This is a genomic window from Chryseobacterium culicis, from assembly GCF_002979755.1.
Lineage (GTDB): Bacteria > Bacteroidota > Bacteroidia > Flavobacteriales > Weeksellaceae > Chryseobacterium > Chryseobacterium culicis_A.
The window spans coordinates 32,139-57,811 of sequence record NZ_PCPP01000002.1; the positions used below are offsets into that span (position 1 = coordinate 32,139).

Sequence of the window (25,673 nt, forward strand, 5' to 3'; positions counted from 1 at the left end):
TTATTATTCTACTTAATAAATAAAAAAGGACAGATCTACACAATCTGTCTTTTTTTATTAATTTGCAGTAAACTTTTTTCCATGAAAAAACTTTTCTTTTTACTGACCATATTAAGTTTTCTATATTCCTGCAAAAAAGAAAATTCACAAAACGATACTAATCAATTTTATGAAAAAGCATATACTTTTCTGGAAAAAAAAAATGAAGATAGTGCATATGTATATTTTGACAAGGCCAAAGAAGTTTTTCTTAAAAATGAAAATAAAATCAAAGAAGGAAAATGTCTTATTCAAATGGCAATAATATCAACCAATAAAGGAGATTACTACAATGGGCAGTCGCTTTCTACACGAGCTATCAAAAATTTTGATGAAAATGATAAAAACCAATTTTCTGATATTTATTCCAACTATATAAATCTTGGAATTTCAAGTGATAATTTAAGAGATTATAAAAATGCCATTAAATTTAGCAAATTAGCATTAAAATTCGCAGTTGATGAATCATCAAAGTTAATTGCATTAAATAATCTTAGCCGTATTTACAAAGAAAATAAACAATATACTCAGGCTATTAAAATTTATAAAAATATAATAAGTCGGTCTAAAACACAAAATAACCAAATCTATCCCACTGCATTAACTAACCTTACAACATCAAAGTGGCTATCAGATCCATCTTATAGTCCAGAACCAGAACTTTTAAAGGCATTGAAAATACGAGAAAATGAAAATGATCTTTGGGGTCAGAATTCCAGTCATTCTCACCTAAGTAACTATTTCATGAATAAAAATTCTGAGAAAGCCTTATTTCATGCAAACAAAATGTATGAAATATCAAAAAAAATAAAGAGTCCTGATGATCAGCTAGAGGCTCTACAGAAAATTATTACATTAGATCCACACAGTTATAAAAAATTCTTCAATAGATATACTACACTAGCAGATAGTCTTCAAACAGAAAGAAACAACTCTAAAAATCAGTTTGCACTTATAAAGTTTGATACTGAACAAATAAAAAAGCAAAATGCCCAGAATAAAAATCATATCCTAACTCAGTATATTGCCATAGGTATTCTGATAGTAGTTTTAGTTGTACTAACACTTATTATAATGTGGTATAAAAAAAGACAAAAAGGCCTTCAACAAGAAAAAGAAATTGAAGTAAAAAACACACAGCTCAAAATGTCTAAAAAAGTGCATGATGTAGTAGCTAATGGGCTTTATCACATGATGATTGATGTTCAGAATAATCCTGAAATGGACAAAACAAAAATTCTTAATGATATTGAAAAAATGTATGAAGAGTCTAGAGACATTTCCCATGAGAATATTGCAGAAAAAGATTTTGCATTACGTTTTATTAATATGATTACTTCTTATTCTTCTGATGAACAAAAGGTTTTACCGCTAGGATACAAAGAGAATATTTGGGAAAGTATCTCGTACAATACACAGCTTGAGCTTTATTATACTCTCAGAGAGATACTTGTAAATATGAAAAAACACAGTCAGGCGAAATTAGCTTCTGTAAGATTTGAGAAAGACAATAACAATTTGAAAATAAAATACACAGACAATGGTATAGGTATCAATAATTTAGACCAACAAAAAGGAACAGGAATTCACAATACGGAAAACCGTATTGAAAGCGTTGGAGGAGATATTACTTTTGAAAAAAATCCAACAGGTGGATTAATTGTTCAAATAACCATTCCAATACAATCAAAATATGTTTAAAAAAGTCCTTATAGCCGAAGATCACGAAGTCAGAAATTTAGGTGTTGTAAATACGCTTACAGAATTACAGATTCAGACTTTTGATTTTGTAAACTATTGTGATGATGCTTTTCAAAAAATAAAAACAGCCGCTACAGACAATGTTTCTTATGATCTTTTAATTACAGATTTATCTTTCGATAAAGATCATATAGAACAAAAAATCAATTCTGGCCAGAAATTAATTGAAGAAGTTAAAAAAATTCAGCCAAATTTGAAAGTCATTGCTTTTTCCATAGAAAAGAAACCCAAAATTATTGATGATCTTTTTAAAATACAGAATATTAATGGTTTTGTAAGCAAGGGGAGAAATGATGGAAAAGACCTCCGAAATACAATAAAAAAAGTTTTCTCAGGCGAAACGGTTATTCCACAAGAGATTTTAAATTCTATAAGAAATACATCTTTTGAGTTTACAGAATATGATGAAAATCTTATTGAGCTTCTTTCTAAAGGGTGGAAGCAAAGTGAAATTGAAACTTATTTTAAAGAAAATAAAATAACCCCGGATAGTAGAAGCGCCATAGAAAAAAGATTAAACGATCTTCGTTTTGAGCTGGGTGCCAAAAACAATATTGAATTAATTGTCATATGTAAAGACATTGGCATTATATAACTTTCTTTTTCTCAAAAAACTAATAGCCTTTCAGCATTTCTGGAAGGTTTTTTTATGAAGTAATCTCCGTTTACGGTTTTCCGTAATGAATCAAGATTTAATGCTCATATTTTTGGAATGTTAAAACAATAAACAATTTTTATTATGAAAAAGTACTATGTAAACAAAAAAGCTCAAACAAATGGAGACCATGAAGTACATCATGAAAACTGTATATATCTCCCGAGCATTGATAACAGAAAATATTTAGGTCAGTTTTCGTCTTGTAAAGACGCCGTAAGAGAAGCAAAAAGAGATTATTTGAAATCGAACGGCTGCAAAACGTGTTCTAACGAATGTCACATAAGTTAAAATAATAATTATGGGAAAATTCATCATCACACAAAGAATCAACAATGAGTATCAGTTTAATCTGAAGGCCGGAAATGGCGAAATTATTTTAACGAGCGAAGGATATGTCCAGAAAGCATCTTGTCAAAAAGGAATTGAATCTGTAAAAATAAATTCACAGGACCTTTCGAGATATGACAAAAAGGTGGCGAAAAACAGAAAAGATTATTTCGTTTTAAAAGCAAGAAACGGAGAAATCATCGGGAACAGTCAAATGTACAGCTCAAAGTCAGGACTGGAAAATGGTATTGCATCCGTAAAAGCAAATGCTCCAACGGCAGAAATCGTTGATGAGACTTTAAAAAAATAATACTATGGATCTCAAAATTAAGCTTGATCAGTTACATCAGAAAGTAATCGGTCTGAAGGAACAGATAGGAACGGAAGAAGCTACAAAAAATGCTTTTGTAATGCCTTTTATACAAATCCTGGGTTATGATATTTTCAATCCCACGGAAGTTGTCCCCGAATACATTTGCGACATTGGGACGAAAAAAGGTGAAAAAGTAGATTATGTTATCAAAAATAACGATGAGCCCATCTTCATTATCGAATGTAAACATTGGAAAGAAAGTGCAGATGCTCACAACTCGCAACTTCACAGATATTATCATGTTTCGAAAACGAGATTTGGTGTTTTGACTAATGGTATTGTGTACAACTTTTATACAGATCTGGAAAAGCCTAATATTATGGATGAAAAACCATTCTTCACCATTAATATTGAAGATTTAAAAGATAGTTCCATTAAAATTCTGGAAAGCTTCACCAAGAAAGATTATAATTTAGAAAATATTCTTGATTCGGCGGAAGCTTTAAAATACATCAAAGCTATCAGAAAAGAATTCGAAAAAGAAATCGAAAATCCATCTGATGAATTGGTAAAACTTTTAGTAAATCGCTTTTTTGAAAAACCTCTAACGGCTAACAGAATGGTTTCTTTTAAAGAATATGCTAAAAAGGCCTTAACTACTTCTATTAATGAATCCATCAGCTTCCGGCTGAAATCTGCATTAAGCATCAATGAACAGATAGAAAAGAGAGAAGATGATGTAAAAACGTCACAACCAATAGATGAGAATAATGATTCTAAAATTATAACAACGGAAGAAGAATTGGAAGGATTTCAAATTGTAAAAGCAATTCTGAGAGAGAAAATTCCATCTTCCAGAATTGCTTACAGGGATACGCTTTCATATTTCGGGATTTTGTTGGATGACAACAATAGAAAACCGATTTGTAGACTACATTTTAATACAACAAATAAATATTTAGAAACTTTTCACAATGGAAAAGATGCAGGAGAAAAGGTTTTGTTAAACACTCTCGATGAAATCTACAATTATAGGAATCAGCTTCACCAGACATTAGAAAATTATTCATAAAAAATAATAACCATGAAAACACTAATTTCTTTCATCATAGTCGTCTTTAGCTTATTTCTTTTAAATTCTTGTTTGAAAGCCAATGACAATGTGGGACACGGCGGAAGATGTACAGGTTCTTCCTATTGTACAGCCTGTTCCAACTGCTCAAGATGTGGTCATTGTAGTGGCGGTGGAACTTGTGGCGTTTGTGGAGGCGGATATTCCGGAAGAAGCTCATCATCAGGTAGATCCAGTAAAAAAAGTAAGTCTGAAAAATACAAGCCTTCTGATTCATATAAATCCTCAAAAGCAAAATCCAATAAACCGCCAAAGGTGTTTATTGATAAGGTTAATCTCAACATTAATTCCAACAACAGATATATTGCAGGAATAGAAGTAACAAATATTTACGAGAAGCCATCCTTAAAATCTAAAATAATAACAACAGTGCCTAAAAAAGCCAAACTGATTCAACTTTCCAAAGAAGGCTCGTGGTACAAAGTACAAGTTGAATCAAGTGGAAAAACAGGATATGTTTATTATAAAGATGTAAAATAATCAAAACAAAATAATATGAACTTAAAGAATTTTTTAAATGAGGAACAGGATCCTCAAGCCGTTGAAAAGCTTTTAGGAAGAATCAACAGTCTTCTTACTTCACAAGAAGCTGTAGAATACATAGCTGTTCAGAAGAAACCTGTAATCAATTTATCTCCGGATTGTATTGCTCTCACCAACAGAAGAATCATTTTCTGTAGGCCAAAAACCTTCGGTTTATCAATGGATTTTCAGGATTACAACTGGGTAGATATAGCTGATTGCCACATCAAGGAAGGAATCGTTGGTGCTACCTTTATTATGAGAACAACAACAAACTTCACCAATATGATGGATTATCTTCCTAAAAACCAAGCCAGAAAACTATACCAGTTTGCACAGGAAGTAGAAGAAAGAATGCGCGGTCTGAGAAGAGAAAAAAATCTTGAAACTTTGAGAGCATCAGCAGGAGGGGTTACTGTGAATAATGCTACCCCTATTATCACACAACCACAACAATTTCAGGAGGAAAAAAAACCATTATTAATAGAAAATGAAGACCCTTTTGCCTTATTGCAGAAATTAAAAGACTTAAAAGAGAACGGAATTATCTCTCCTGAAGAGTTTGAAATAAAAAAGAACGAAGTTTTATCAAGAGTTTAAATTATGAAATCAAAATCTACCGCCGCATTACTTGCTTTTCTCCTCGGAGGATTAGGCATTCACAGATTTTACTTAGGTCAAAATGGTATGGGAATACTTTATCTGGTATTTTGTTGGACATTCATTCCCGCATTAATTGCGTTTTTTGATTTCTTCGTACTTATTTTTATGTCTGAAAACCGTTTCAATTGTAAATATAATTTCAAAACAGGATTTTAAACAGCAATATGAAACCATTTCTCACCTTCTGTGCGTTATGTTGTTTCATCGGTATTTTTAGACTTCCCATAGAATATTATACTTTCCTCAGAATTCTTATTTCCATCGGAGCTTTATTGGTTTTATACCATACTTTAAGCTTTAAACAACATTATTTTAGTATAATTTTTCTGATCATTCTTATTCTTTTCAACCCTGTTTTCCCCATTTATCTGTATCGAAAAAGTATTTGGATTCCTATTGATACTATAACGGGGATTCTGTTCTTATTGATCAATTTCATAGAAAGAAAAGAACAAAAAAAGGATGAAGAAGTTACCGAAGAAACCACAGAACCTTCAATACCCATTCACCAAAAAACTGTTTCAAGAGACAGAATTATTAATCCTAAAAACCCAAAAGAAGAATAACCATCATGGAAAACAATCAAATAACAGAAAATCTTAAAGCTCATTTTTTACGACTGTATCAAATGGCTATCTGTGACGATGATTTCAGTGCATTAGAACTCAAAATGCTCTATAGGTGTGCTGAAGAACGGGGAATACCCTCAAAAAATCTGGATGAAATTCTTTTAAATCCAATCAATTTAAAATCATTGGTTCCCCAAACTATTGAAGAAAAAATAGATTATTTATATGATCTCACTGTTATGATTTGGGCAGACGGTATTGTTTCTCCAAACGAATATGTTGCAATGCAAAAATATGTTCTTATGTTTGGCTTTTTGGAAGAAAATGTAACGGCAATTGTAGACTATCTCATTGAAGCCGTAAGGGTCGGAAAGAACAAAAGTGAAATTTTATATGAACTAAAAAACTAACCCATCATGGACACTATCAGTATAAAAAATTTATTCAAACTCAAATCCGTTCCATTAGAACCCCAACCGGAACCATTTCCACAAAATAATGACAATCACTACGATGAGTCTCTGGAAGAAACCCGGAAAAGAACCTATCATGAATCGGGATACAGAGACAGCTCGCGAACCAACGGAAATCATTCTACTCTATCTATCTGCCTGGATGCCGTTTATTCAAAATTTCAGAATGAAGAAAAAGAAATGGTTGAAAAACAGAAAAACCTAAAAGAATCCTATGTAAATGAACAGAAAAATAGGGAAACCGAGATCAAAGCTTTGTTTGTTTCACAGGAAACCAAAGACGAACAATTAAAAAACAAAACTACTGAAATTGAGAATCATCAACACACAATTGAAGCTTTAAAAGCTGAGATCCTTGATCTTCCCAGAAACCCAGAAAAATACAATGTAAAAGCGACAAGAGGAGCTTCTGCGAAATTTTGGATCGGCCTGATTCTTTTGATTCCTATCACTTTATATTTAACAACATTTTATATATCAACTTCATATTCAGCTTTCTTTAAAAGCTTTGATGCTAAAAGTACTATAATACAAAATGTTTTAGATGCAAAAGCTTGGGAAAAAGCTTGGAATGATGGCTTTATTGAGGTTGCATTTGTAACATTAATTCCATTTGTATTTCTTGGTTTGGGTTATTTAATACATATGTTTTGGGAAAATAAAACCAAAGCCAATTACATAAAAGTAGGTGTATTATTAGCCGTTACTTTTATTTTTGATGTCATTTTAGCATATCTTATTGAATTTAGAATATACAATTTTGAAAAAGTATTTGGATCTCCACCATTTAATCTTAAAATAGCTTTTACTCAAATTAGATTTTGGGCAATTATTTTCGCTGGATTCATTGTTTACATTATCTGGGGACTGGTTTTCGATTTTGTAATGAAAGAAAATCGTGAAAAGGATAAGATCAAAAACGAGCAGGAAATCAGACAGAAAAGAGTTGAATTCTTTCAGGAAAAGATCAATGTTTTGAAAAAAGAAATCGAGGAAATCCTTGCCAGTATCGGAACAATAAAAGAAACTGTTATCAAAACCCGGGGAAGAATCGAAGAGCTTCAGAACATTATTGACGGAGTTATTATTCCTACCAAAGATTACAAATTGTATGCATCAGAATATGTTCAGGGCTGGATCACTTTTATCGGTGAAAAAATAGCAGTATCAAGAACAGAAAAACAAACAATGATTGATGACTGTATTGCCACCTACAATACCAATTTGGAAACCGTGGGAGCTAATTCCGATAATCAGAATTTAGTGTATTTATCATCTTTATAACTGACAAATTATGAAAAAGATATTCTATGTATTATTCATTATTTCTTTGGTTTCTTGTTGCAAAGGCAAGAATGACGGAACAAATACAGAAAAGAAAGATTCTATTGTTGTTGACTCAAACAACATCAATCTAAGTATTTTAATTGACCTTTCTGATAGAATTGATCCTAAAACAAATCCGAACCCAACAATGGAATATTACCTACGAGATGTGGAATACATCAAAGCCATTGAAAAAGGATTCATCAATCATATTAAATCCAAGAAAATCATCACATACGATGATCAAATGCAGGTTTTCTTCAATCCGGAACCTTCTGACCCTAAGATAAATGATTTCACAAAAGAGCTGAAAGTTTCTTTCAATAAAGATATTCCCCGAAGGTATTTTGATTCTGTAGATAAAAAATATGCTGAATTACCTTTAAACATTTATCAGTCAGCTATAAAAGACGGAAAATTTGTAGGCTCAGATATTTGGGAATTCTTTAAAAACAAGGTCAACGATTATTGTATAAAACAAGATAAAAGAAATATTCTGTTCATTCTAACAGACGGATATATGTATCATGAAAACACAAAATTTGCAGAAGGAAGCAAAACCTCTTATCTAACTACCAAGCTCATAAAAGCCAACAATCTAACAAGCTCTGACTTTAAAAATACCATTGAAAAAAAAGGCTATGGTTTTGTAAAAGCAAATGAAAATCTAAGTAACCTTGAAGTTATCATTTTAGGAATCAATCCCGAAAAAGGAAATCCTTTTGAAGAAGCCGTTATTAAAGAATATTGGGAAAATATGTTTAAAGAAATGAAAATCAAAAAATACCAAATCAAATCTGCCGACCTTCCTTCCAACTTGGAACCCATTATCTTAAAAACAATTTCAGGAAAATAAAAGCACATCCAATATATATTTAACTATCAAAAAAAGCGAAGAATTTTATTCTTCGCTTTTATTTATTTTCTTATCATTTCCGTATGTGGAATATCATCTTCCAGATATTTTTTTCCTGTATCTACAAATCCGAATCCACTATAAAATCTTAACAGATAATCCTGTGCAGATATTTTGATTTCAGAAGTATGAAAACGGTTTTCTATGGTTTCCACAGCATATTGTATTAACTGTTTTCCCAGGCTTTTTCCTCTCGCCTGCTCTGTAGTCAGCACCCTGCCGAAAGAAGTTTCATCATACTTTATCCCTTTGTCAAAGACACGGCAGTATGCCAGTACCTGTCCGTCTTCTTCTGCCCAGATATGAACTGCTTTCTGATCATAATTATCAAGATCAGGATAAGGACAGTTCTGCTCAATAACGAAAACATCAATACGTGCCTTCAGTACCGAATACAATTCCGGAACAGTGAACTCATCAAACGTTTTGATTTTCCAGACCATATTACTCATCGAAACTTATATTATTATTCGTTAGAAATTCATTGGTCTTTTGTATAAAATTAAGAATGTTGTCTCCTCCTTCTTTCTTTTCTGCTGAGGTAATATACAGTTCAGGAAGATCTTCCCAGCTCTTATGAAGCTCAGTTTTATAATCTTCAACATTTTTAACAGCAACATTCGGCTTTAGTTTATCAGCCTTTGTAAATACAATGGAAAACGGGATCCCACTTTCCCCACACCATTGGATAAATTCCAGGTCTATTTTCTGTGGAGTGTGTCTTATATCTACCAATACAAAAAGATTGACAAGATTTCTTCTGTTGAGAATATAGTTCGTGATCAGCTTTTCAAAATCCTTTCGCTGAACCTTTGAAACCTTTGCATACCCATATCCTGGTAAATCCGTAAGATACCAGTTCTCATTCACCAAAAAATGATTGATCAGCTGAGTTTTTCCCGGAGTCCCCGAAGTTTTAGCCAAATCTTTATGGTTCATCATCGCATTGATGAGTGATGATTTTCCCACGTTTGACCTTCCGATAAAAGCATATTCAGGAATATTGGGTTCAGGGCATTCCTGCCATTTTCCACTACTCTTTACAAACGCTGCTGTTTTAATAATCATTTTTGAATGTATTTTAGAAAAATAAACCATTAAGAAAAGCTCTTAATGGTTATTTATATGTTTTAAACTTTATCTTTTACCCAGTTGTATAGGATTTCATTGAACTCTTCTGGTTTTTCCATCATGGCGGCATGCCCGCATTTATCAATCCAGAATAAATCAGAATTAGGAATAAACTTGTGCATATCTTCTGCCACTTCCGGAGGGGTTACATTATCCTGTTTACCCCAGATCAGGCAGGTAGGTGTCACAATCTTCGGAAGATCGTTCAACATATTGTGTTTGATGGCACTTCTTGCCAGCATTACGGTCTTGATTCCTTTCATTCTGTCATTCACTACTGCAAAAACTTCATCTACAAGATCTTCTGTTGCCACCTTAGGATCATAGAAAACTTCTTCCGTCTTCTTTCTGATGTAAGAACGGTCGTTCTTTCTCGGAAAACTGTCCCCGAAAGTTCTTTCATATAGTCCGGAGCTTCCTGTAAGAACCAGATTTTTTACCAGATCAGGTCTTGCCAAAGTCAGAATAAGCCCTACATGTCCTCCCATTGAGTTTCCTACAATAGTAACAGGACCCGAAATATGGCTCTCTATAAACTTGATAATATATTTTGCGATAGTGGTAAGATTCGTATTGAGTACCGGCAGATCGTAGATCGGCAACTGAGGAACATATACTTTGAAGCCTCTATCCGAAAAAAAATCTACCATTTTATCGAAATTACTCAAACCACCCATTAACCCGTGCAACAGCACTAATGGATGTCCTTCTCCCGCTTCTACATAGGAATATTTCTTTTCTTTTTTTGTACTAAATATCATAAAACGCCTTAATAAAGCCCTGCAAAAATACAAATTAAACCTCAAAAAAATTTTGATTATCCTAATTTAAGATAAAAATAATATAATATTCTCCTTTTTAACTTTTTTTTTCAAAACGGCTTTATTATGGCACAAATAACACTTTCAACAAGTGTCTTCATATCAGTATTTTACATTATTGAAATTCAATCTTTAATAAAACTTATTAACATTGAGTCAAAAAGTGGGAAAAAGTGGGAAATTTTGGAAATTATTATATAAATTTGTCCCAAATGAAAAATTTCATTGGGACATATGAGTGTAAAATTGACGACAAAGGCCGCTTAAAAGTTCCTTCATCTTTAATCAAACAGATGGAAAACTTCGACGATAAGGCGTTTGTAGTCAAAAGATCTGTGTTCCAACCTTGTCTGGAGGTTTATCCTATGAATGCATGGGACAAACTGATGGGTAAAATTAATAAACTGAACAGATTCATAAAAAAGAATGCTGATTTCATACGAATGTTTACGGCAGGAGTAAAAACAGTAGAATTGGACAATGCAGGAAGACTACAGATCTCTAAAGACCTGACGGTTTTCGCAAATCTCCAGAAAGAGATTGTGATCACCAGCGCAGGAGAACTCTTCGAGATTTGGGACAAAGAAGCTTATGAAAAGGTAATTGCTACTAATGAAGCTGATTTTGCAAGCCTTGCCGAAGATGTGATGGGCTCTTTCGATGAAGAATAACTGTAGCTTATTAATTGATTATATAGTAAATAAAAAACACAATTAAGCATGTATCATAACCCCGTTTTGTTGAAGCAGAGTGTTGATGATTTGGTAACGAATCCTGACGGAATATATGTGGACTGCACCTTTGGAGGCGGAGGCCATTCAAGAGAAATCTTGAGCAGACTTTCCGATAAAGGGAGATTGTTCAGTTTTGATCAGGACCTGGATGCACTTAAAAATACAATTGATGATCCACGTTTTACATTGGTTAATCAGAATTTCAGATTTCTGGAAAACTCATTGCTGATGTATGGAATTTCGCAGGTAGACGGTGTTTTGGCAGACTTAGGAGTGTCATCTCATCAGTTTGACGAAGCAGACAGAGGATTCTCCACAAGAAGCAATGCTCCTTTGGATATGAGGATGAATGTAATGCAGAATCTGGACGCTAAGAGAGTGATCAATGAATATGGAGAGGAAGAACTTGCAGACCTTTTCTACCATTATGGAGAATTAAGAGAAGCAAGAAAGCTGGCGAGAGAAATTGTTCACCACAGAAAAACAAAAAGTATAGAAACTACGGAAGATCTGAAAAAAATGTTCAGCTATATTCCACCTCACAAGGTTAATAAGTTCTATGCTCAACTTTTTCAGGCGATAAGAATTGAGGTCAACCAGGAACTTGAGGTATTAAAAGAAATGCTGGTTCAGGCATTCAATGTCTTAAAACCAGAAGGAAGATTAGTCGTTATTTCTTACCACTCTCTGGAAGACCGTTTGGTAAAGAGATTCCTGAAAAACGGAATGTTCGAAGGAGAACCGGAAAGAGATATCTACGGAAATTATAAAAAGGCATTCGAATTGATAAAGAGTAAAGCAATCATTCCTGATGACAAGGAAATTGAAGAAAACTCAAGAGCAAGAAGTGCTAAGATGAGAACAGGTATTAAAGTATAAAATGTGAATGAGTGAATCGTCAATAGTGAATCATTTAACAAAATAAAATTGACCATTGACACGAAGTAAATTCACTGCGAAGCAAATTGACATAATAAATTGGCAAAAAGAACAACAAATCGCCCCCAGAAAAGACTCACTTTTATAGACATTATAAAAGGAAACTTTTTGAATCGTGATGAGATCAAAATACATTACAGGTATTTTCTTCTGTTGTTTATTCTGATGATGGCCATGATTTATACCAACCATCTCGTCAATAAAAAAATAAAAATTGTAAACGCCTTAAAGGAAGAAACAGAGGAATACAAATCGAGAAATGCTTACGCCCAGAGTAAGCTGATCAAAGTGAAAATGGAATCAGAGCTGGGGAAAGAGGTTGCCCGGGATTCATTAATGACCCTGGAAAACCACCCTCACAAATTGCTAATAAAACTGGATAGTACAGATGCAAAAGCAAAATGAATACGACAATAAACGTAAGAAAACGTTACGATGGGGCTACCTCTTTGCAGTGGTAGCTTTGTGCGTGTTTGTAATGTTCTTGGCAAGGATTGTTATCCTTCAGAATACCAATGTCCAGGAAATTAAAGATGATTACATTAATAAAAACTATCGTGAAGCCACTTTAAAGGCTGCCCGTGGTAATCTTTTTGCATCTGACGGTTCTATTCTCGCAACCACAGTAATGCGTTATGACATCTATCTTGATTTCAAAACCATGAAAGATACGGTGTACTCCAACAACATTGGTGCACTGACAGATTCTCTAAGCAAAATGTTTGGAAAATCCAGAGGAGAATTCAGACAGAAGTTTGACGAACAGAAGAAAAAGAAAAACCAGTACTACACTTTGGTAAAAGGACTGGATTTCGATCAATACGACAGAATTAGAAAATTCCCAATCTTCAAAAGAGGAAAAAATAAAGGAGGATTCATTGTTGACCGAAACTATAAAAGAGAATTAGCCACCTCAGAAATCGGAGCAGGAACCATCGGTATGGATAACGGTGAGCTTAAGTCTGGATTAGAAGGTGCTTTCTCAAAATATTTAACCGGAACAGATGGTAAAAGACTGGAGCAAAGAATCAATTCTTCCCAATGGAAACCCATCGACTTCTGGAAAGTTCAGGAACCGGTAGACGGAGAAGACGTATATACTACCTTAGACCTTAGAATTCAGGATATTGCACACTCTGCTCTTGAGAAGCAACTGATTAATTTCGAAGCCAAACACGGTACCGTAATTGTCATGGAGGTAGAAACCGGAAAAGTACGTGCTCTTGTTAATTTAAGAAGAACAGAAGAAGGAGAATACGAAGACTCTTACAACTATGCTCTGAAAGATAATATTGAACCGGGATCTACTTTTAAAACCATTTCCCTTTTGGCAGCAATGGACGATGGATTCATCGATGAAAATACAACAGTAAACGTAGGAAACGGAGTTTGGGTATATGCAAAACAGAGAATCTCTGATGGTCATGGAGGTGGAACTTACGATATCAGTGATGTATTGGCAAAGTCCAGTAACGTAGGAACATCAAAACTGATCACAAAGTATTATGCAGAAAAACCACAGATCTTCCTTGACCACCTGAAACGTTGGAAATTATTCGACAAGATGGATATAGAACTTCCGGGAATCACAAAACCGAAAATTGTAACTCCACAAAATAAAAGATGGAATGCCGCTACACTGGCTTCTATTTCTTACGGATATTCTTCTAACATCAACCTGCTGCAGCTGACCACCTTCTACAACGGAGTAGCTAACGGAGGAAAAATGCTTAAGCCTTTATTCATTGATAAAATCATGAAAGACGGAAAGGTAATGTACAATGCCAAGCCTGAAATCATGGTAAACAAAATGGCATCTGAAAAAGCAATTAAAATGATGACCAGTGCTTTAACCAAAGCCGTGGAAAAAGGAACCGGACGAAGCATTTTTACCCCTAACCTGAAAATGGCAGGAAAAACAGGTACCGCAAGATTTGAATACTGGCTGCCTGGCCCAATGAAGTACCGTGCCTCATTTGCAGGATTCTATCCCGCAGATGCTCCGAAATATACATGCTATGTAATGATTAGTGAGCCCAACACCGCAAAAGGTTTTTATGGAGGTTCCGTTTCAGCACCGGTATTTAAGGAAATTGCAGGAAAAACATTCCTTAAAACACCTCAAAACATTGAAAAAGAAATGCTTGTAGACAAAAAGGTAAACCTAAACAAAATGGTTGAACCTAATGTCAAAGTAGCAGTAAATGATAAGCAAATGCCCAATGTAGTAGGATTAATTGGTAAAAACGTTATCCCACAATTGGAAAATTTAGGCTACCGTGTCGATTATAAAGGAGTAGGAAGAATTAAAGAACAATTCCCTCTGGAAGGCACAACGATCAGTAAGAACCAGAGAATTTATTTGTCTCTGCAGAATTAAATAAGGATTTAAAACAAAAATAAGGCAAAGCCTTATTGATAAAGATGATTATAACAGAATTAGTAAACAGAATCCCAGTATTGGAAATCCATGGTGACAACAACCGTGAGGTTACTGAGTTGGTGATCGACAGCAGAAAAGTTACAGAAAGCTCTCTTTATATTGCGATGAGGGGAACAGTAGTGGATGGGCATTCATTCATTGCATCTGCTATTGAAAAAGGGGCTTCCGCAATTGTTTGCGAAGAATTCCCTGAAACATTGGCGGATAATGTAACGTATGTGAAGGTAAAAGATTCGTCTAAAGCCTTAGGTCACCTTGCTTCTAATTTCTACGGAAACCCTTCTCATAAACTGAAACTGATAGGAGTTACAGGAACTAATGGAAAAACATCTGTTTCAACCCTACTTTTTGACGTTTTCAAAAACCTGGGCTATCCGGCAGCTTTACTTTCCACTGTTGAAATCAGAATTGGTGAAGAAATTATCCCTGCTACCCACACTACACCTGATGTGATTACGATTAACAGGATTTTAGCTGAAGCAGTGGAAAAAGGATGTGAATTTGCTTTCATGGAAGTAAGCTCACACGGAATTGCCCAAAACAGAATTGAAGGATTACACTTCAAAATTGCAGGGTTCACCAATCTTACTCATGATCATTTAGACTATCATAAAACGTTCGAAGAATATTTAAAAACCAAGAAAAGATTCTTTGACGAATTGGAAGATACAGCCATTGCCATCACCAATGTGGATGACAAGAACGGGAATGTCATGCTTCAGAATACTAAGGCTAAAAAGAAGTCTTATGCTTTGAAAACTATGGCAGACTACCACGGAAAACTTTTAGAAGTAGACTTCAACGGAATGCTGTTGAACTTCAACGGAAAAGAATTCTGGACGACACTGACCGGGAAATTCAATGTATACAACTTGTTGCTTGTATTCGGAATTGCTGAAGAACTAGGTTTTGAACAGAATGAAATTCTTCAGGCCATCAGCAAATTAAAAAGAGTTTCCGGAAGATTTGAAACTTTCAAGTCTGATGGGGGAATTTTCTTTATCGTAGACTATGCGCACACTCCGGATGCTTTGGAAAACATTCTGGACAGCATCAACGATATCAGAACCAAAAACGAAAGATTAATCACTGTATTCGGCTGCGGAGGAGACAGAGATCACTCCAAAAGACCTGAAATGGGGAATATTGCCACCAAAAAATCAACATTGGCAATCATCACTTCGGATAATCCGAGAACAGAAGATCCTGCACAGATCATCAAAGAAATTGAAGCAGGTGTTGAACCTCAAAACTTCAGCAAATACACTTCAATTCCGGACAGAAAAGAAGCCATAAAGATGGCTATAAAATTTGCAGAACCTAAAGATATCATCTTAGTTGCCGGAAAAGGCCACGAGACCTATCAGGATATCAATGGTGTGAAACATCATTTTGATGACAAAGAAGTAATTAATGACCTTTGGAAATTAATGTCCAAATAAATTGAAAGATTGAATTCATTGAAAGATTTAAAAATTTGATAATGACAAAGAATTTTGAAAATTTCCCAGTATATATCAAAAGTTTAGATCTTATTGAAAAAGTTTATTCATTTCTTCAGAGTCAAAGTTTTGAAAAAGAATTTGAATTTAATAACCAGATAAAAAGAGCGAGCTTTTCAATTAGCAACAATATTGCAGAGGCTCAGAATATAACAATAACAGACAATTTATTAGATATTTAAAAATTGCAAAAGGCAGCTGTGCTGAAGTAAGAAGTATGCTGATTGTAAGTAGAAGATTAAAATTAGGTAACGAAAATAAAGCGGAAGAAATTATTACCCTTTCAAAAGAGATTTCTTCAAACATTTCAAACTTTATTAAGTATTTAAGTGAAAATATTGAGAAACCCAATCTTTAAATCTTTAAATAAATTAAATTTTTAAATAATAAAAAAATAGAAACATGCTATACTATCTATACGAATATCTAACCAACCATGGAATTCACGTTCCAGGATTAGGATTGTTGAAATACATTTCCTTCCGTGCCGGAATGGCTGTATTATTCTCCCTTATTATTGCTCTTGTCTACGGAAAAAGAGTAATCAATTACCTGAGAACAAAACAAATGGGAGAATTGGTACGTGATCTTGGATTGGATGGGCAGAAACAAAAAGAAGGTACTCCTACCATGGGAGGGCTTATCATTATTTTGGCAACCATCATCCCGGTATTGCTGTTTACAAGAATTACCAATGTGTATATTGTTCTGCTGCTGGTTTCAATGTTTTGGATGGGTGCAATTGGTTTCCTTGATGATTATTTAAAGAAAATCAAAAAAAATAAAGACGGGTTAAGTGGTAAATTCAAAATTGTAGGCCAGGTTGGTTTAGGACTAATCGTCGGAATTACAATGTATTTCCATCCGGATATTACGGTTAAAAGAAAATATGCAGATGCTAAAGTGGTCAACAGAAACAATGTAGAGCAAAACTTTATGCCTACAGAAAAAATCACCGTTTCCACTGTACCTTTTGCAAAGAATAACGAATTCGATTATAGTGGAATTTTATTCTGGATGAATGATAAAGATGCCCATGAGTGGGCATGGATTGTCTTTATTCCCATTGTGATCTTCATTGTAACCGCTGTTTCAAATGGAGCCAATATCACAGATGGAATTGATGGTCTCGCAGCAGGAACAAGCGCCATTATACTGCTCACACTGGCTCTTTTCGCCTACCTCTCAGGGAATATCATCTTTGCAGATTATCTCAATATCATGTTCCTTCCCAATATGGGAGAAACCACCATTTTTGCGGTGGCAATGGTAGGTGCCGTGATTGGGTTCTTCTGGTACAATACCTATCCGGCACAGGTTTTCATGGGAGATACCGGAAGTCTGATGCTGGGAGGAGTAATTGCTGTTTTAGCTATTATTTTAAGAAAAGAATTGCTGATTCCTGTATTATGCGGAATCTTCTTAATTGAAAACCTTTCTGTAATGCTTCAGGTCGTTGTTTTCAAATACAGAAAAAGAAAATATGGGCTGGAATATGCCCAAAACAATAGACTATTCAAAATGTCACCATTACACCATCATTATCAGAAAGAAGGATTCCACGAAAGTAAAATCGTGAACAGAATGATCATCATCGGAGTAATATTGGCTATTGTATGTCTGATCACACTAAAAATGAGATAAAAATTAAAAGCTGTAAGCAATAAGCGTAAAGCTTAAAGCCTATAGCACAAAGCTTTTATAATATGAAAATAGTTGTTTTAGGAGGTGGAGAAAGCGGATGCGGCGCTGCTTATTTGGCTAAAAAGAAAGGTCTGGAAGTATTTCTTTCAGATAAAGGAGCTATTAAGGATAACTATAAGCAGTTTCTTACCGATAATGAAATTGAATTTGAAGAAGGAAATCACGACGAAGAAAGGATTTTAAATGCTGACTGGATCGTAAAAAGCCCGGGAATTCCGAAAAAGGCAGACATCATCAACAAAATTCATGACAAAGGAATCAGACTTTCCTCTGAAATTGAATTTGCCTCTGAATTTACAGATGCAAAGATCATTGCTATTACTGGAAGCAACGGAAAAACAACCACTACTTCCCTGATCTATTACATCCTGAAAAATGACGGATTGAATGTAGGTTTAGGAGGAAACATAGGATACAGCTTTGCCAAACAGGTTGCAGATGAAAACCATGAATATTATGTACTGGAAGTAAGTTCTTTCCAGTTAGATGATATTCAGAACTTCAGACCCTATATTTCTTTATTGTTGAATCTGTCTCAGGATCACCTGGATCAGTACAACTACAATTATGAAGAATATGCGTTGGCAAAATTCAGAATCACTGAAAATCAGGAAAATGATAATTTCTTCATCTACAATAAGGATGATGAAATGAGCAAAAGCCTTCTTGAAAAGCTTGAAATAAAAGCTAAAATGATTCCTTTCTCTACCAAAGAGAAGTTGCCTGAAGGAGGTTTCGTTAGTGAAGATGAAATTGTGGTGAAAATGAAAGACGAATTCGCAATGAAAGTTGATGAATTGTCTCTATTGGGAAATCACAACGTTGCCAACAGCTTAGCCGCTTCTATTGCCGGTAAGATATTACAAATCAACAATGAAAGCATCAGACATTCATTGATGACATTCCAGGCAGTAGAACACAGATTGGAATTTGTTACTGAAATTGATAGTGTAAAATACATCAACGACAGTAAAGCAACCAATGTGAACGCTACATACTATGCCTTAGAAAGCATGAAAACACCAACCGTATGGATTGTTGGTGGACTGGATAAAGGAAATGACTATACTGAAATTGAAGATTTAGTCAAAAGAAAAGTAAAGGCAATTGTTTGCCTTGGGGTAGATAATAGGAAGATCATAGATTTCTTTAAAGACAAAAAAGAAGTGATTTATGATACTTCAAGTATGGAAGAAGCTGTGAGAATTTCAAAATCATTGGCTAAAAAAGGTGATACCGTGCTATTATCTCCATGTTGTGCAAGCTTTGACTTGTTCAAAAGCTATGAAGACAGAGGACGCCAGTTTAAAGAGCAGGTATTAAAGTAAAAATGTAAAATGTCAGATGTAAAAAGTACATTTTACTTTGTACATCATACATCAATACAAAATTATGGACGAACAGAACACAGAAAGCAGATTTGAATTTCTAAAGGGCGATAAAGTACTTTGGATGGTCATCCTTGTGATCTCCATTTTCTCTATTTTCCCCGTATACTCTGCAAGTTCAAATCTTGAATACATTGTCAATAACGGGACTACAACAGGTCACGTTATCAAGCATATGTTCTTTGTAGTCTTAGGTTTAGCCATTATGAGACTGGTAGGAACAATAAAATATGAATACATCGGAAAGCTCAGCAGTATTCTGCTCGGCCTTATGATTGTTTTATTGATCGTTACCATGTTTACCGGGCAAACCATTGATGGAGCCAGTGCTTCCCGATGGTTGAAAATCCCGGGAACACCCATCTCTTTCCAGCCTTCATCATTTGCTTTCTTAATGTTAATCATCTATCTCTGTAGATATTTAACCAAAAAGATTACCAGAGAAAGGCTTCCGATAGAGAATATCATGTATATTTTCGGGCCTATCCTTCTCGTTTTTGTACTGGTAGCCAAAGATAACGGTTCTACGGCATTAATGATTTTAATGGTATCCGTAGTGGTACTTATCATAGGACAGCTACACTGGAAATACATTGCAGGATTCATTTCTGCATCATTTGTAGCCATTGTATTCTTCCTGCTGATTGCACTGAATACCAACATGATTGGTGGAAACCGTGTACATACATGGATGAGCCGTATCGAAACTTTTACCTCAAGCAAGGCGAAAACAGCAGATACAGATGACGAAAGCGTAAAAGCCAAAAACTATCAGGTAATGCAGGCCAAAGCAGCTATTGTACATGGCGGGATTACCGGAATGGGGCCAGGAAAAAGTGCATTGAAACAAATGCTGCCACAGTCTGCCTCCGACTTTATCTTCGCAGTGATTGTAGAAGAATACGGAGTGATTGGAGCCGCTTTTCTGATCAGTTTATATCTGATCATGATGATAAGGATCGTAATGATTGCCAGCAAGATGCCGGCATTTTTCGGATCGTTGCTCGTGCTCAGCCTCGGGGTAATGATCTTTATTCAGCTCTCGGTAAACATAGCCGTTGCGGTGAATCTGATCCCAGTAACAGGACAACCGCTGCCTTTGATCAGCTATGGAGGAACCTCAATGCTGGTAACCTATTTGCAGTTAGGTATTATTTTAAATATAAGCTCAAGGATTCAGATTTATGATGAAGAAGGAATGGGCAAAAAACAGAGTATTGCAGAAATAAACGATATCGCTTAAAATGGACAAAAAATTGAAAATACTATTATCAGGCGGAGGAACAGGAGGACACATCTTCCCGGCCATCGCTATTGCTGATGAAATCAAAAAAAGATTTCCTGATGCAGAATTTTTGTTCATTGGGGCCAACGGGAAAATGGAAATGGAAAAAGTTCCACAGGCAGGCTATAAAATTGAAGGAATTGATATTGCCGGAATCGATAGAGGAAATCTTTTATCCAATCTGGGACTGCCTTTCAAGATTCTGAAAAGCTTATCAAAATCCAAAAGGATTATTAAAAACTTCGCTCCCGATTTCGCAGTAGGAACAGGAGGATTTGCCAGCGGACCCGCTCTTTATGAAGCAAGCAAAATGGGAATTCCTATTTTCATACAGGAACAAAATGCCCATGCAGGAGTAACGAATAAAATTTTAAGCAAAAAAGCGAAAGCTGTCTTCACCGCTTACCCAAAAGTAGAAGGCTTTCCGGCAGAAAAAATAAAATTTCTGGGAAATCCTATTCGTGAAAATATTATTTCAGGAATGCAGGATACCGCTCAGGCAAAAGAAAAAATGGGATTAAATAAAGGCAAACTTACAATTCTTTCTGTAGGCGGTTCTTTAGGCTCCAGAACATTGAATAATGCCTGGAAATCGCATTTAAAAGAAATTGTAGATAAAGATTATCAGCTGATCTGGCAGACAGGAAAGCTTGATTATAAAGATATTGTAAACGAAACAAAAGATATAAACACTGGAAATGTTCAGATCCTTGAATTCATCAAAGATATGGAACTGGCTTATTCTGCTGCTGATGTCATTGTTTCAAGAGCTGGAGCAATTGCCATTTCAGAGTTGGCTGTAGCACAAAAACCGGTTCTTTTGGTTCCTTTCCCTTTTGCAGCGGAAGATCATCAAACCAAAAATGCCATGAATCTGGTGGAAAAAAATGCAGCAAGAATGGTAAAAGACTCTGAAATGCAGGAGAAATTCTGGAATACATTATCAGAAATCTGCGAAAATGAAAATGTAAGAAAAGAGATGTCTGACAATCTCAACTATTTTGCCAAGCCAAATGCCGCAAAAGAGATCGTAGACGAAATTTTTAATAAACTGTAAAAAGTAAAAGGTACAATGTAAAGAGTAAGAAAATACATTATACTTTGTACATAATACATTAAGACAAAAAAATGAATAATTTACAAACATATCAGACTTTTTACTTCGTTGGAATCGGAGGTATCGGAATGAGTGCATTAGCACGTTATTTCAATGCATCCGGAAAAAAAGTATTGGGCTACGATAAAACCAATACAAAATTAACTCAGAATCTGATGAATGAAGGTATTGATATTGTTTTTGAAGACCTTATTGATGAAAGGATAACTTCCCTTCAGAAAGAAAATACATTGGTAATCTACACCCCGGCTATCAAAACGCTTGGAATTTTAGATTATTTCAATCAAAATCAGTTTGAAGTTTTAAAGAGAGCTAAAGTCTTAGGATTAATTACAGAAAATACAGACTGCATCGCTATTGCAGGAACCCATGGGAAGACAACAACGTCTACTCTTGTGGCTCACCTATGCAAAGAAGCAGATCTTCCTTTCTCATGCTTTTTAGGAGGAATTTCTGAAAACTTTAAATCCAACTTTCTTTACAATGGCTCCACTTATTCCGTAGTAGAAGCTGATGAATATGACAGAAGCTTCCTGAACCTGTCGCCAGACTGGGCAGTAGTAACTTCTACCGATGCTGACCACCTGGATATTTATGGAGATAAAAGCCATATTGAAGAAGGATTCAGACAGTTTGCAGCTTTAGTACCTCAGGACAAACAACTTTTTGTAAGAAAAGGACTGGAAATCGGCAGAGGACATCAGACTTATGCCGTCAATGAGCCCGCAGACTACTATTCGGATAATCTCCGTATGGATCATGATAAAATCTATTTTGATTTTCATACCCCTACTGAAACGATAAAAGATTTTGTCTGGGAAATTCCAGGAATTCACAATGTGGAAAATGCCACTGTAGCACTGGCTATTCTGCATAATTTAGGCGCAGATTTTGATACGCTGAAAAAAGCAATTGCCAATTTTAAAGGAATTAAAAGAAGATACACGAAACATATTTATCAGAATGGTAAAATTTATATTGATGACTATGCCCACCACCCTACAGAAATTAATGCTGTAATGGGCTCAATCAAAACATTTTACCCTGATAAAAAACTATTGGTAGCTTTCCAACCCCACCTTTTCAGCAGAACAAGAGATTTCGCAGATGGTTTTGCAGAAAGTTTAAGCAAAGCTGATGAACTGATCCTTCTTGATATTTACCCTGCAAGAGAACTTCAGGAGAACTTTGAAGGGGTTACCTCAAGCTGGCTGTTGGAAAAAGTAACATTGGATAAAAAAGAAGTATCAACATTAACTGATGCTTTTGAAAAAATAAAAGAAAAAGATTTTGACATCCTTCTTACCGTAGGAGCAGGAAATATAGATACCCTGTATGATCCTATCTGTGAATGGATTAGCACAGTACAAAGTACAATGTAAGATGTACAATGTAGAGTTGAAAAGAAATTAATCTAAAAATACATAAGTACATTGTACTTTTTACATTGTACAGGAAATATGAAAAATAAATACAGAATATTAAAAATTGTTGTCACGGTAATCATCCTTGGATTGTTACTGAGTTTCTCATTGAAGAGATTCAGCCACCAACAGATTACAGACAATAAGATTTCTGTAAAAATGAGTGAGAAAACTCCGGTTTATTTTGTAGATGAAAAAGATATAAGGGAGATTGTAAAAAAAGAAAATCCCTCAGGAAAAGTGGGAGACCTTAATATCCCTTCTTTAGAAAAAAGAATAAATTCTCTTCCGGCGGTAGACAGTGCCAACGTCTATTTGAACCTGAATGGAAAGCTGAATCTGGATATCAAGCAAAGAGTCCCTGTTTTCAGATTAAATAAAGACGGCAAAGATTTCTATGTGGATGAAAAAGGAATTGAATTCCCAATTTCAAGAACCTACTCACATCCATGTATGCTGGTAACCGGAAACGTACAGCCCGATGAATACGAAAAGCTGGCAGAACTGGTAGAAAAGATCGATAAAGATGATTTCAGTAAAAAATATTTTATCGGAATCTCCAAAAGCAAAGAAAGCTATAGTCTTCTTACGAGCGAAGGAAACTACAGAGTAGAGATCGGAGACCTTGATAATATTGATTTTAAAGTAAAAGGATTTAAAACTTTTGTTGAAAAATATCTGGTGTATCAGGACCCTCAAAAATACAGTATGGTTTCTGTGAAATATCAGAATCAGATTGTCACGACTTTAAACCCTTACTTTAAAGAAAATGACAGTATTTTAAAAGCAGGGAAAATGGAACTGGCAAAAGGACCTTCTCCTGCAGCTAAAAAGACGGAATCTAAGCCCAAGACGGCAGAAGTAAAAAAAGCAAATTCCACTCCGGCCAAACCGAAAGAGGATACAAAGACGAAAATACATACAAAAGAAACGAAAAAAGCAGAGAAAAAGCCCCCCGTCAAGGCGCAGTCCAAGCCTAAGGCAAAAGTAAAAATAGAATAAGTCCTTCAGGGCATTTAATACACAAATAGGATATTATCCTTTCAAAGAAAAAAGTAGAAAAAATCAAATCGATATAAAAATGGAAAATCAAGAGTATTCAGTAGGTCTGGACATCGGGACAACGAAGATAGTCGCGATTGTCGGAAGAAGGAATGCACACGGGAAAATAGAAGTTCTCGGTGTAGGAAAAGCTAAAAGTCTTGGTGTTCATAAAGGTATTGTGAATAATATTTCACAAACTATTAATTCAATCAAGGCTGCAGTATCCGAAGCACAATCCAGTGCTGGAGTTCCTATCCGCAAAGTTACGGTAGGTATTGCAGGAAAACACATTCGTTCTCTGCAGCACTCCGATTATATTATGCGTGAACATCCTGATAAATTTATTACAGACGACGACATCGAAGCATTAAAAGATCAGGTTAAAAAACTGGTTATGCTTCCTGGAGAAGAAATTATCCACGTACTTCCTCAAGAATATAAAGTGGATTCCGAGGGTGAAATTCAGGAACCTGTCGGAATGCATGGAAAGCGTTTAGAAGCAAACTTCCACGTTGTAGTAGGCCAAATGGGCAGCATCAGAAACATTGCAAGATGCGTTCGTGAAGCCGGATTAGAAATGGAAGCCCTTACTTTAGAGCCATTGGCATCTTCAGAAGCTGTTCTTACCAAAGAAGAAAAAGAAGCCGGTGTAGCCATTGTTGACATTGGTGGTGGTACAACCGATATTGCCATCTTTAAAGATAATATCATACGTCATACCTGTGTGATTCCATACGGAGGAGGAATTATTACCGAAGATATCAAAGAAGGGTGCTCTATTATAGAAAAACACGCAGAACAACTGAAAGTAAAGTTTGGTTCGGCTGTTCCCGAATTAGAAAAAGACAGTACTTTTGTAACTATTCCCGGACTTCACGGAAGACCAGACAAAGAAATCTCTTTAAAAACGTTAGCCCAGATCATCAATGCGAGAGTAGAAGAAGTTCTGGAAATGGTGAATACAGAGCTGAAAGCGTACGGTGCTTTTGAACAAAAGAAAAAACTGATTGCCGGAATCGTTCTTACGGGTGGAGGTTCAAACCTTAAACACCTTCGTCAGCTGGCCAATTATACTACAGGTTTTGACAGCAGAATTGGTTTTGCGAATGAATATATTGCCAACGATAAAAATCAGTACCTGAAAGGCCCTGAATTTGCTACCTCTATCGGGTTACTGATGGAGAGTTTGAAAATCAGAGACAAAAAACACAATGCTGATGAAATAATAGAAATTGTTGCTGAACAACCAAAGCAGGAAACTGCAGCAGCACAGCCTGAAACCATACAACCCGTACAGCAGGCAGCGCCAGTTCAGGATCAGCAGTTTTTCGAAAATGAAAGGCAAGAGAACAGAAAAGCGAAATTAACCTTCGGGCAGTCGCTTATGGAAAAAGTAAAAAAATTCTTTGAAGAAGTAGAATAAATATAAATGATAAAAGATT

27 protein-coding genes and 1 pseudogene are annotated in these 25,673 nt (G+C 35.1%); 25 read left to right on the forward strand and 3 right to left on the reverse strand.

Features of this window, described 5'->3' with window-relative positions:
• Positions 1–81: 81 nt before the first annotated feature.
• The 12 genes from CQ022_RS13130 to CQ022_RS13185 all read left to right on the forward strand — a co-directional run bounded on the left by CQ022_RS13130 (position 82) and on the right by CQ022_RS13185 (position 8,639).
• The gene (locus tag CQ022_RS13130; RefSeq protein WP_105682827.1) at positions 82–1,740 is read left to right on the forward strand and encodes an ATP-binding protein; all 1,659 of its coding nucleotides are present in this window, start codon (positions 82–84) and stop codon (positions 1,738–1,740) included.
• The gene (locus CQ022_RS13135; RefSeq protein WP_105682828.1) at positions 1,733–2,395 is read left to right on the forward strand and encodes a response regulator; all 663 of its coding nucleotides are present in this window, start codon (positions 1,733–1,735) and stop codon (positions 2,393–2,395) included. The genes CQ022_RS13130 and CQ022_RS13135 overlap by 8 nt, the downstream gene beginning before the upstream one ends.
• A 144-nt stretch (positions 2,396–2,539) precedes the next feature.
• Complete coding sequence (locus CQ022_RS13140; RefSeq protein WP_105682829.1) at positions 2,540–2,746, forward strand: hypothetical protein; 207 nt, start codon at positions 2,540–2,542, stop codon at positions 2,744–2,746.
• A 10-nt stretch (positions 2,747–2,756) separates the two neighbouring features.
• Positions 2,757–3,095, forward strand: coding sequence for a YegP family protein (locus tag CQ022_RS13145; protein WP_105682830.1), 339 nt, complete (start codon positions 2,757–2,759; stop codon positions 3,093–3,095).
• A gap of 4 nt (positions 3,096–3,099) precedes the next feature.
• Complete coding sequence (locus CQ022_RS13150) at positions 3,100–4,170, forward strand: type I restriction endonuclease (RefSeq protein ID WP_105682831.1); 1,071 nt, start codon at positions 3,100–3,102, stop codon at positions 4,168–4,170.
• A gap of 12 nt (positions 4,171–4,182) precedes the next feature.
• The gene (locus CQ022_RS13155; protein ID WP_105682832.1) at positions 4,183–4,710 is read left to right on the forward strand and encodes an SH3 domain-containing protein; all 528 of its coding nucleotides are present in this window, start codon (positions 4,183–4,185) and stop codon (positions 4,708–4,710) included.
• A gap of 15 nt (positions 4,711–4,725) precedes the next feature.
• On the forward strand, positions 4,726–5,352 hold the full coding sequence (locus CQ022_RS13160) for a PH domain-containing protein (protein WP_105682833.1): 627 nt from the start codon (positions 4,726–4,728) through the stop codon (positions 5,350–5,352).
• A gap of 3 nt (positions 5,353–5,355) precedes the next feature.
• Positions 5,356–5,571: a TM2 domain-containing protein gene (locus CQ022_RS13165; RefSeq protein WP_105682834.1), complete on the forward strand. Its 216-nt coding sequence runs from the start codon at positions 5,356–5,358 to the stop codon at positions 5,569–5,571.
• Positions 5,572–5,579: 8 nt separating this feature from the next.
• A complete protein-coding gene (locus CQ022_RS13170; protein WP_105682835.1) occupies positions 5,580–5,981 on the forward strand; it encodes a DUF6804 family protein in 402 nt (133 codons plus the stop codon).
• Between the two features lie 5 nt (positions 5,982–5,986).
• Positions 5,987–6,394, forward strand: a complete 408-nt coding sequence (locus CQ022_RS13175) for a hypothetical protein (RefSeq protein ID WP_105682836.1) — start codon at positions 5,987–5,989, stop codon at positions 6,392–6,394.
• 6 nt (positions 6,395–6,400) lie between these two features.
• Positions 6,401–7,741, forward strand: a complete 1,341-nt coding sequence (locus CQ022_RS13180) for a beta-carotene 15,15'-monooxygenase (protein ID WP_105682837.1) — start codon at positions 6,401–6,403, stop codon at positions 7,739–7,741.
• 10 nt (positions 7,742–7,751) lie between these two features.
• Complete coding sequence (locus CQ022_RS13185) at positions 7,752–8,639, forward strand: hypothetical protein (RefSeq protein ID WP_105682838.1); 888 nt, start codon at positions 7,752–7,754, stop codon at positions 8,637–8,639.
• A gap of 62 nt (positions 8,640–8,701) precedes the next feature.
• Here the strand turns inward: CQ022_RS13185 and CQ022_RS13190 are convergent, their stop codons facing one another.
• From CQ022_RS13190 to CQ022_RS13200, 3 genes are all read right to left on the reverse strand, one after another.
• Positions 8,702–9,151, reverse strand: a complete 450-nt coding sequence (locus CQ022_RS13190) for a GNAT family N-acetyltransferase (RefSeq protein WP_105682839.1) — start codon at positions 9,149–9,151, stop codon at positions 8,702–8,704.
• A complete protein-coding gene (gene yihA / locus CQ022_RS13195) occupies positions 9,144–9,767 on the reverse strand; it encodes a ribosome biogenesis GTP-binding protein YihA/YsxC (protein ID WP_105683392.1) in 624 nt (207 codons plus the stop codon). The genes CQ022_RS13190 and yihA overlap by 8 nt, the downstream gene beginning before the upstream one ends.
• Positions 9,768–9,829: 62 nt before the next feature.
• Entirely contained in the window at positions 9,830–10,591 is a 762-nt protein-coding gene (locus CQ022_RS13200; protein ID WP_105682840.1) for an alpha/beta fold hydrolase, read from the reverse strand.
• Between the two features lie 272 nt (positions 10,592–10,863).
• Between CQ022_RS13200 and mraZ the strand changes: the two genes are divergently transcribed.
• The 13 genes and pseudogenes from mraZ (at position 10,864) to ftsA (ending at position 25,654) form a co-directional block, all read left to right on the forward strand.
• Positions 10,864–11,322 (forward strand): division/cell wall cluster transcriptional repressor MraZ, encoded by a 459-nt coding sequence (mraZ, locus tag CQ022_RS13205; RefSeq protein WP_047426278.1) that lies wholly within the window; start codon positions 10,864–10,866, stop codon positions 11,320–11,322.
• 48 nt (positions 11,323–11,370) lie between these two features.
• Positions 11,371–12,264 (forward strand): 16S rRNA (cytosine(1402)-N(4))-methyltransferase RsmH, encoded by an 894-nt coding sequence (rsmH, locus tag CQ022_RS13210; protein WP_105682841.1) that lies wholly within the window; start codon positions 11,371–11,373, stop codon positions 12,262–12,264.
• 99 nt (positions 12,265–12,363) lie between these two features.
• A complete protein-coding gene (locus CQ022_RS13215; RefSeq protein WP_105682842.1) occupies positions 12,364–12,729 on the forward strand; it encodes an FtsL-like putative cell division protein in 366 nt (121 codons plus the stop codon).
• On the forward strand, positions 12,713–14,704 hold the full coding sequence (locus tag CQ022_RS13220; RefSeq protein WP_105682843.1) for a penicillin-binding transpeptidase domain-containing protein: 1,992 nt from the start codon (positions 12,713–12,715) through the stop codon (positions 14,702–14,704). The genes CQ022_RS13215 and CQ022_RS13220 overlap by 17 nt, the downstream gene beginning before the upstream one ends.
• A gap of 44 nt (positions 14,705–14,748) precedes the next feature.
• The gene (locus CQ022_RS13225; protein WP_105682844.1) at positions 14,749–16,209 is read left to right on the forward strand and encodes a UDP-N-acetylmuramoyl-L-alanyl-D-glutamate--2,6-diaminopimelate ligase; all 1,461 of its coding nucleotides are present in this window, start codon (positions 14,749–14,751) and stop codon (positions 16,207–16,209) included.
• Between the two features lie 41 nt (positions 16,210–16,250).
• Positions 16,251–16,627: pseudogene (locus CQ022_RS13230) on the forward strand (four helix bundle protein).
• Between the two features lie 44 nt (positions 16,628–16,671).
• Positions 16,672–17,913: a phospho-N-acetylmuramoyl-pentapeptide-transferase gene (gene mraY, locus CQ022_RS13235; RefSeq protein WP_034693896.1), complete on the forward strand. Its 1,242-nt coding sequence runs from the start codon at positions 16,672–16,674 to the stop codon at positions 17,911–17,913.
• A 62-nt stretch (positions 17,914–17,975) separates the two neighbouring features.
• Positions 17,976–19,301: a UDP-N-acetylmuramoyl-L-alanine--D-glutamate ligase gene (gene murD, locus CQ022_RS13240; RefSeq protein ID WP_105682845.1), complete on the forward strand. Its 1,326-nt coding sequence runs from the start codon at positions 17,976–17,978 to the stop codon at positions 19,299–19,301.
• A gap of 64 nt (positions 19,302–19,365) precedes the next feature.
• Complete coding sequence (locus CQ022_RS13245) at positions 19,366–20,604, forward strand: FtsW/RodA/SpoVE family cell cycle protein (protein WP_105682846.1); 1,239 nt, start codon at positions 19,366–19,368, stop codon at positions 20,602–20,604.
• Position 20,605: 1 nt separating this feature from the next.
• Positions 20,606–21,703, forward strand: a complete 1,098-nt coding sequence (murG, locus tag CQ022_RS13250) for an undecaprenyldiphospho-muramoylpentapeptide beta-N-acetylglucosaminyltransferase (protein ID WP_105682847.1) — start codon at positions 20,606–20,608, stop codon at positions 21,701–21,703.
• A 71-nt stretch (positions 21,704–21,774) separates the two neighbouring features.
• Entirely contained in the window at positions 21,775–23,145 is a 1,371-nt protein-coding gene (gene murC / locus CQ022_RS13255) for a UDP-N-acetylmuramate--L-alanine ligase (protein ID WP_105682848.1), read from the forward strand.
• Positions 23,146–23,223: 78 nt separating this feature from the next.
• Complete coding sequence (locus CQ022_RS13260) at positions 23,224–24,189, forward strand: cell division protein FtsQ/DivIB (RefSeq protein WP_105682849.1); 966 nt, start codon at positions 23,224–23,226, stop codon at positions 24,187–24,189.
• 79 nt (positions 24,190–24,268) lie between these two features.
• Positions 24,269–25,654 (forward strand): cell division protein FtsA, encoded by a 1,386-nt coding sequence (gene ftsA / locus CQ022_RS13265; protein WP_105682850.1) that lies wholly within the window; start codon positions 24,269–24,271, stop codon positions 25,652–25,654.
• The last annotated feature ends 19 nt before the right edge of the window (positions 25,655–25,673 follow it).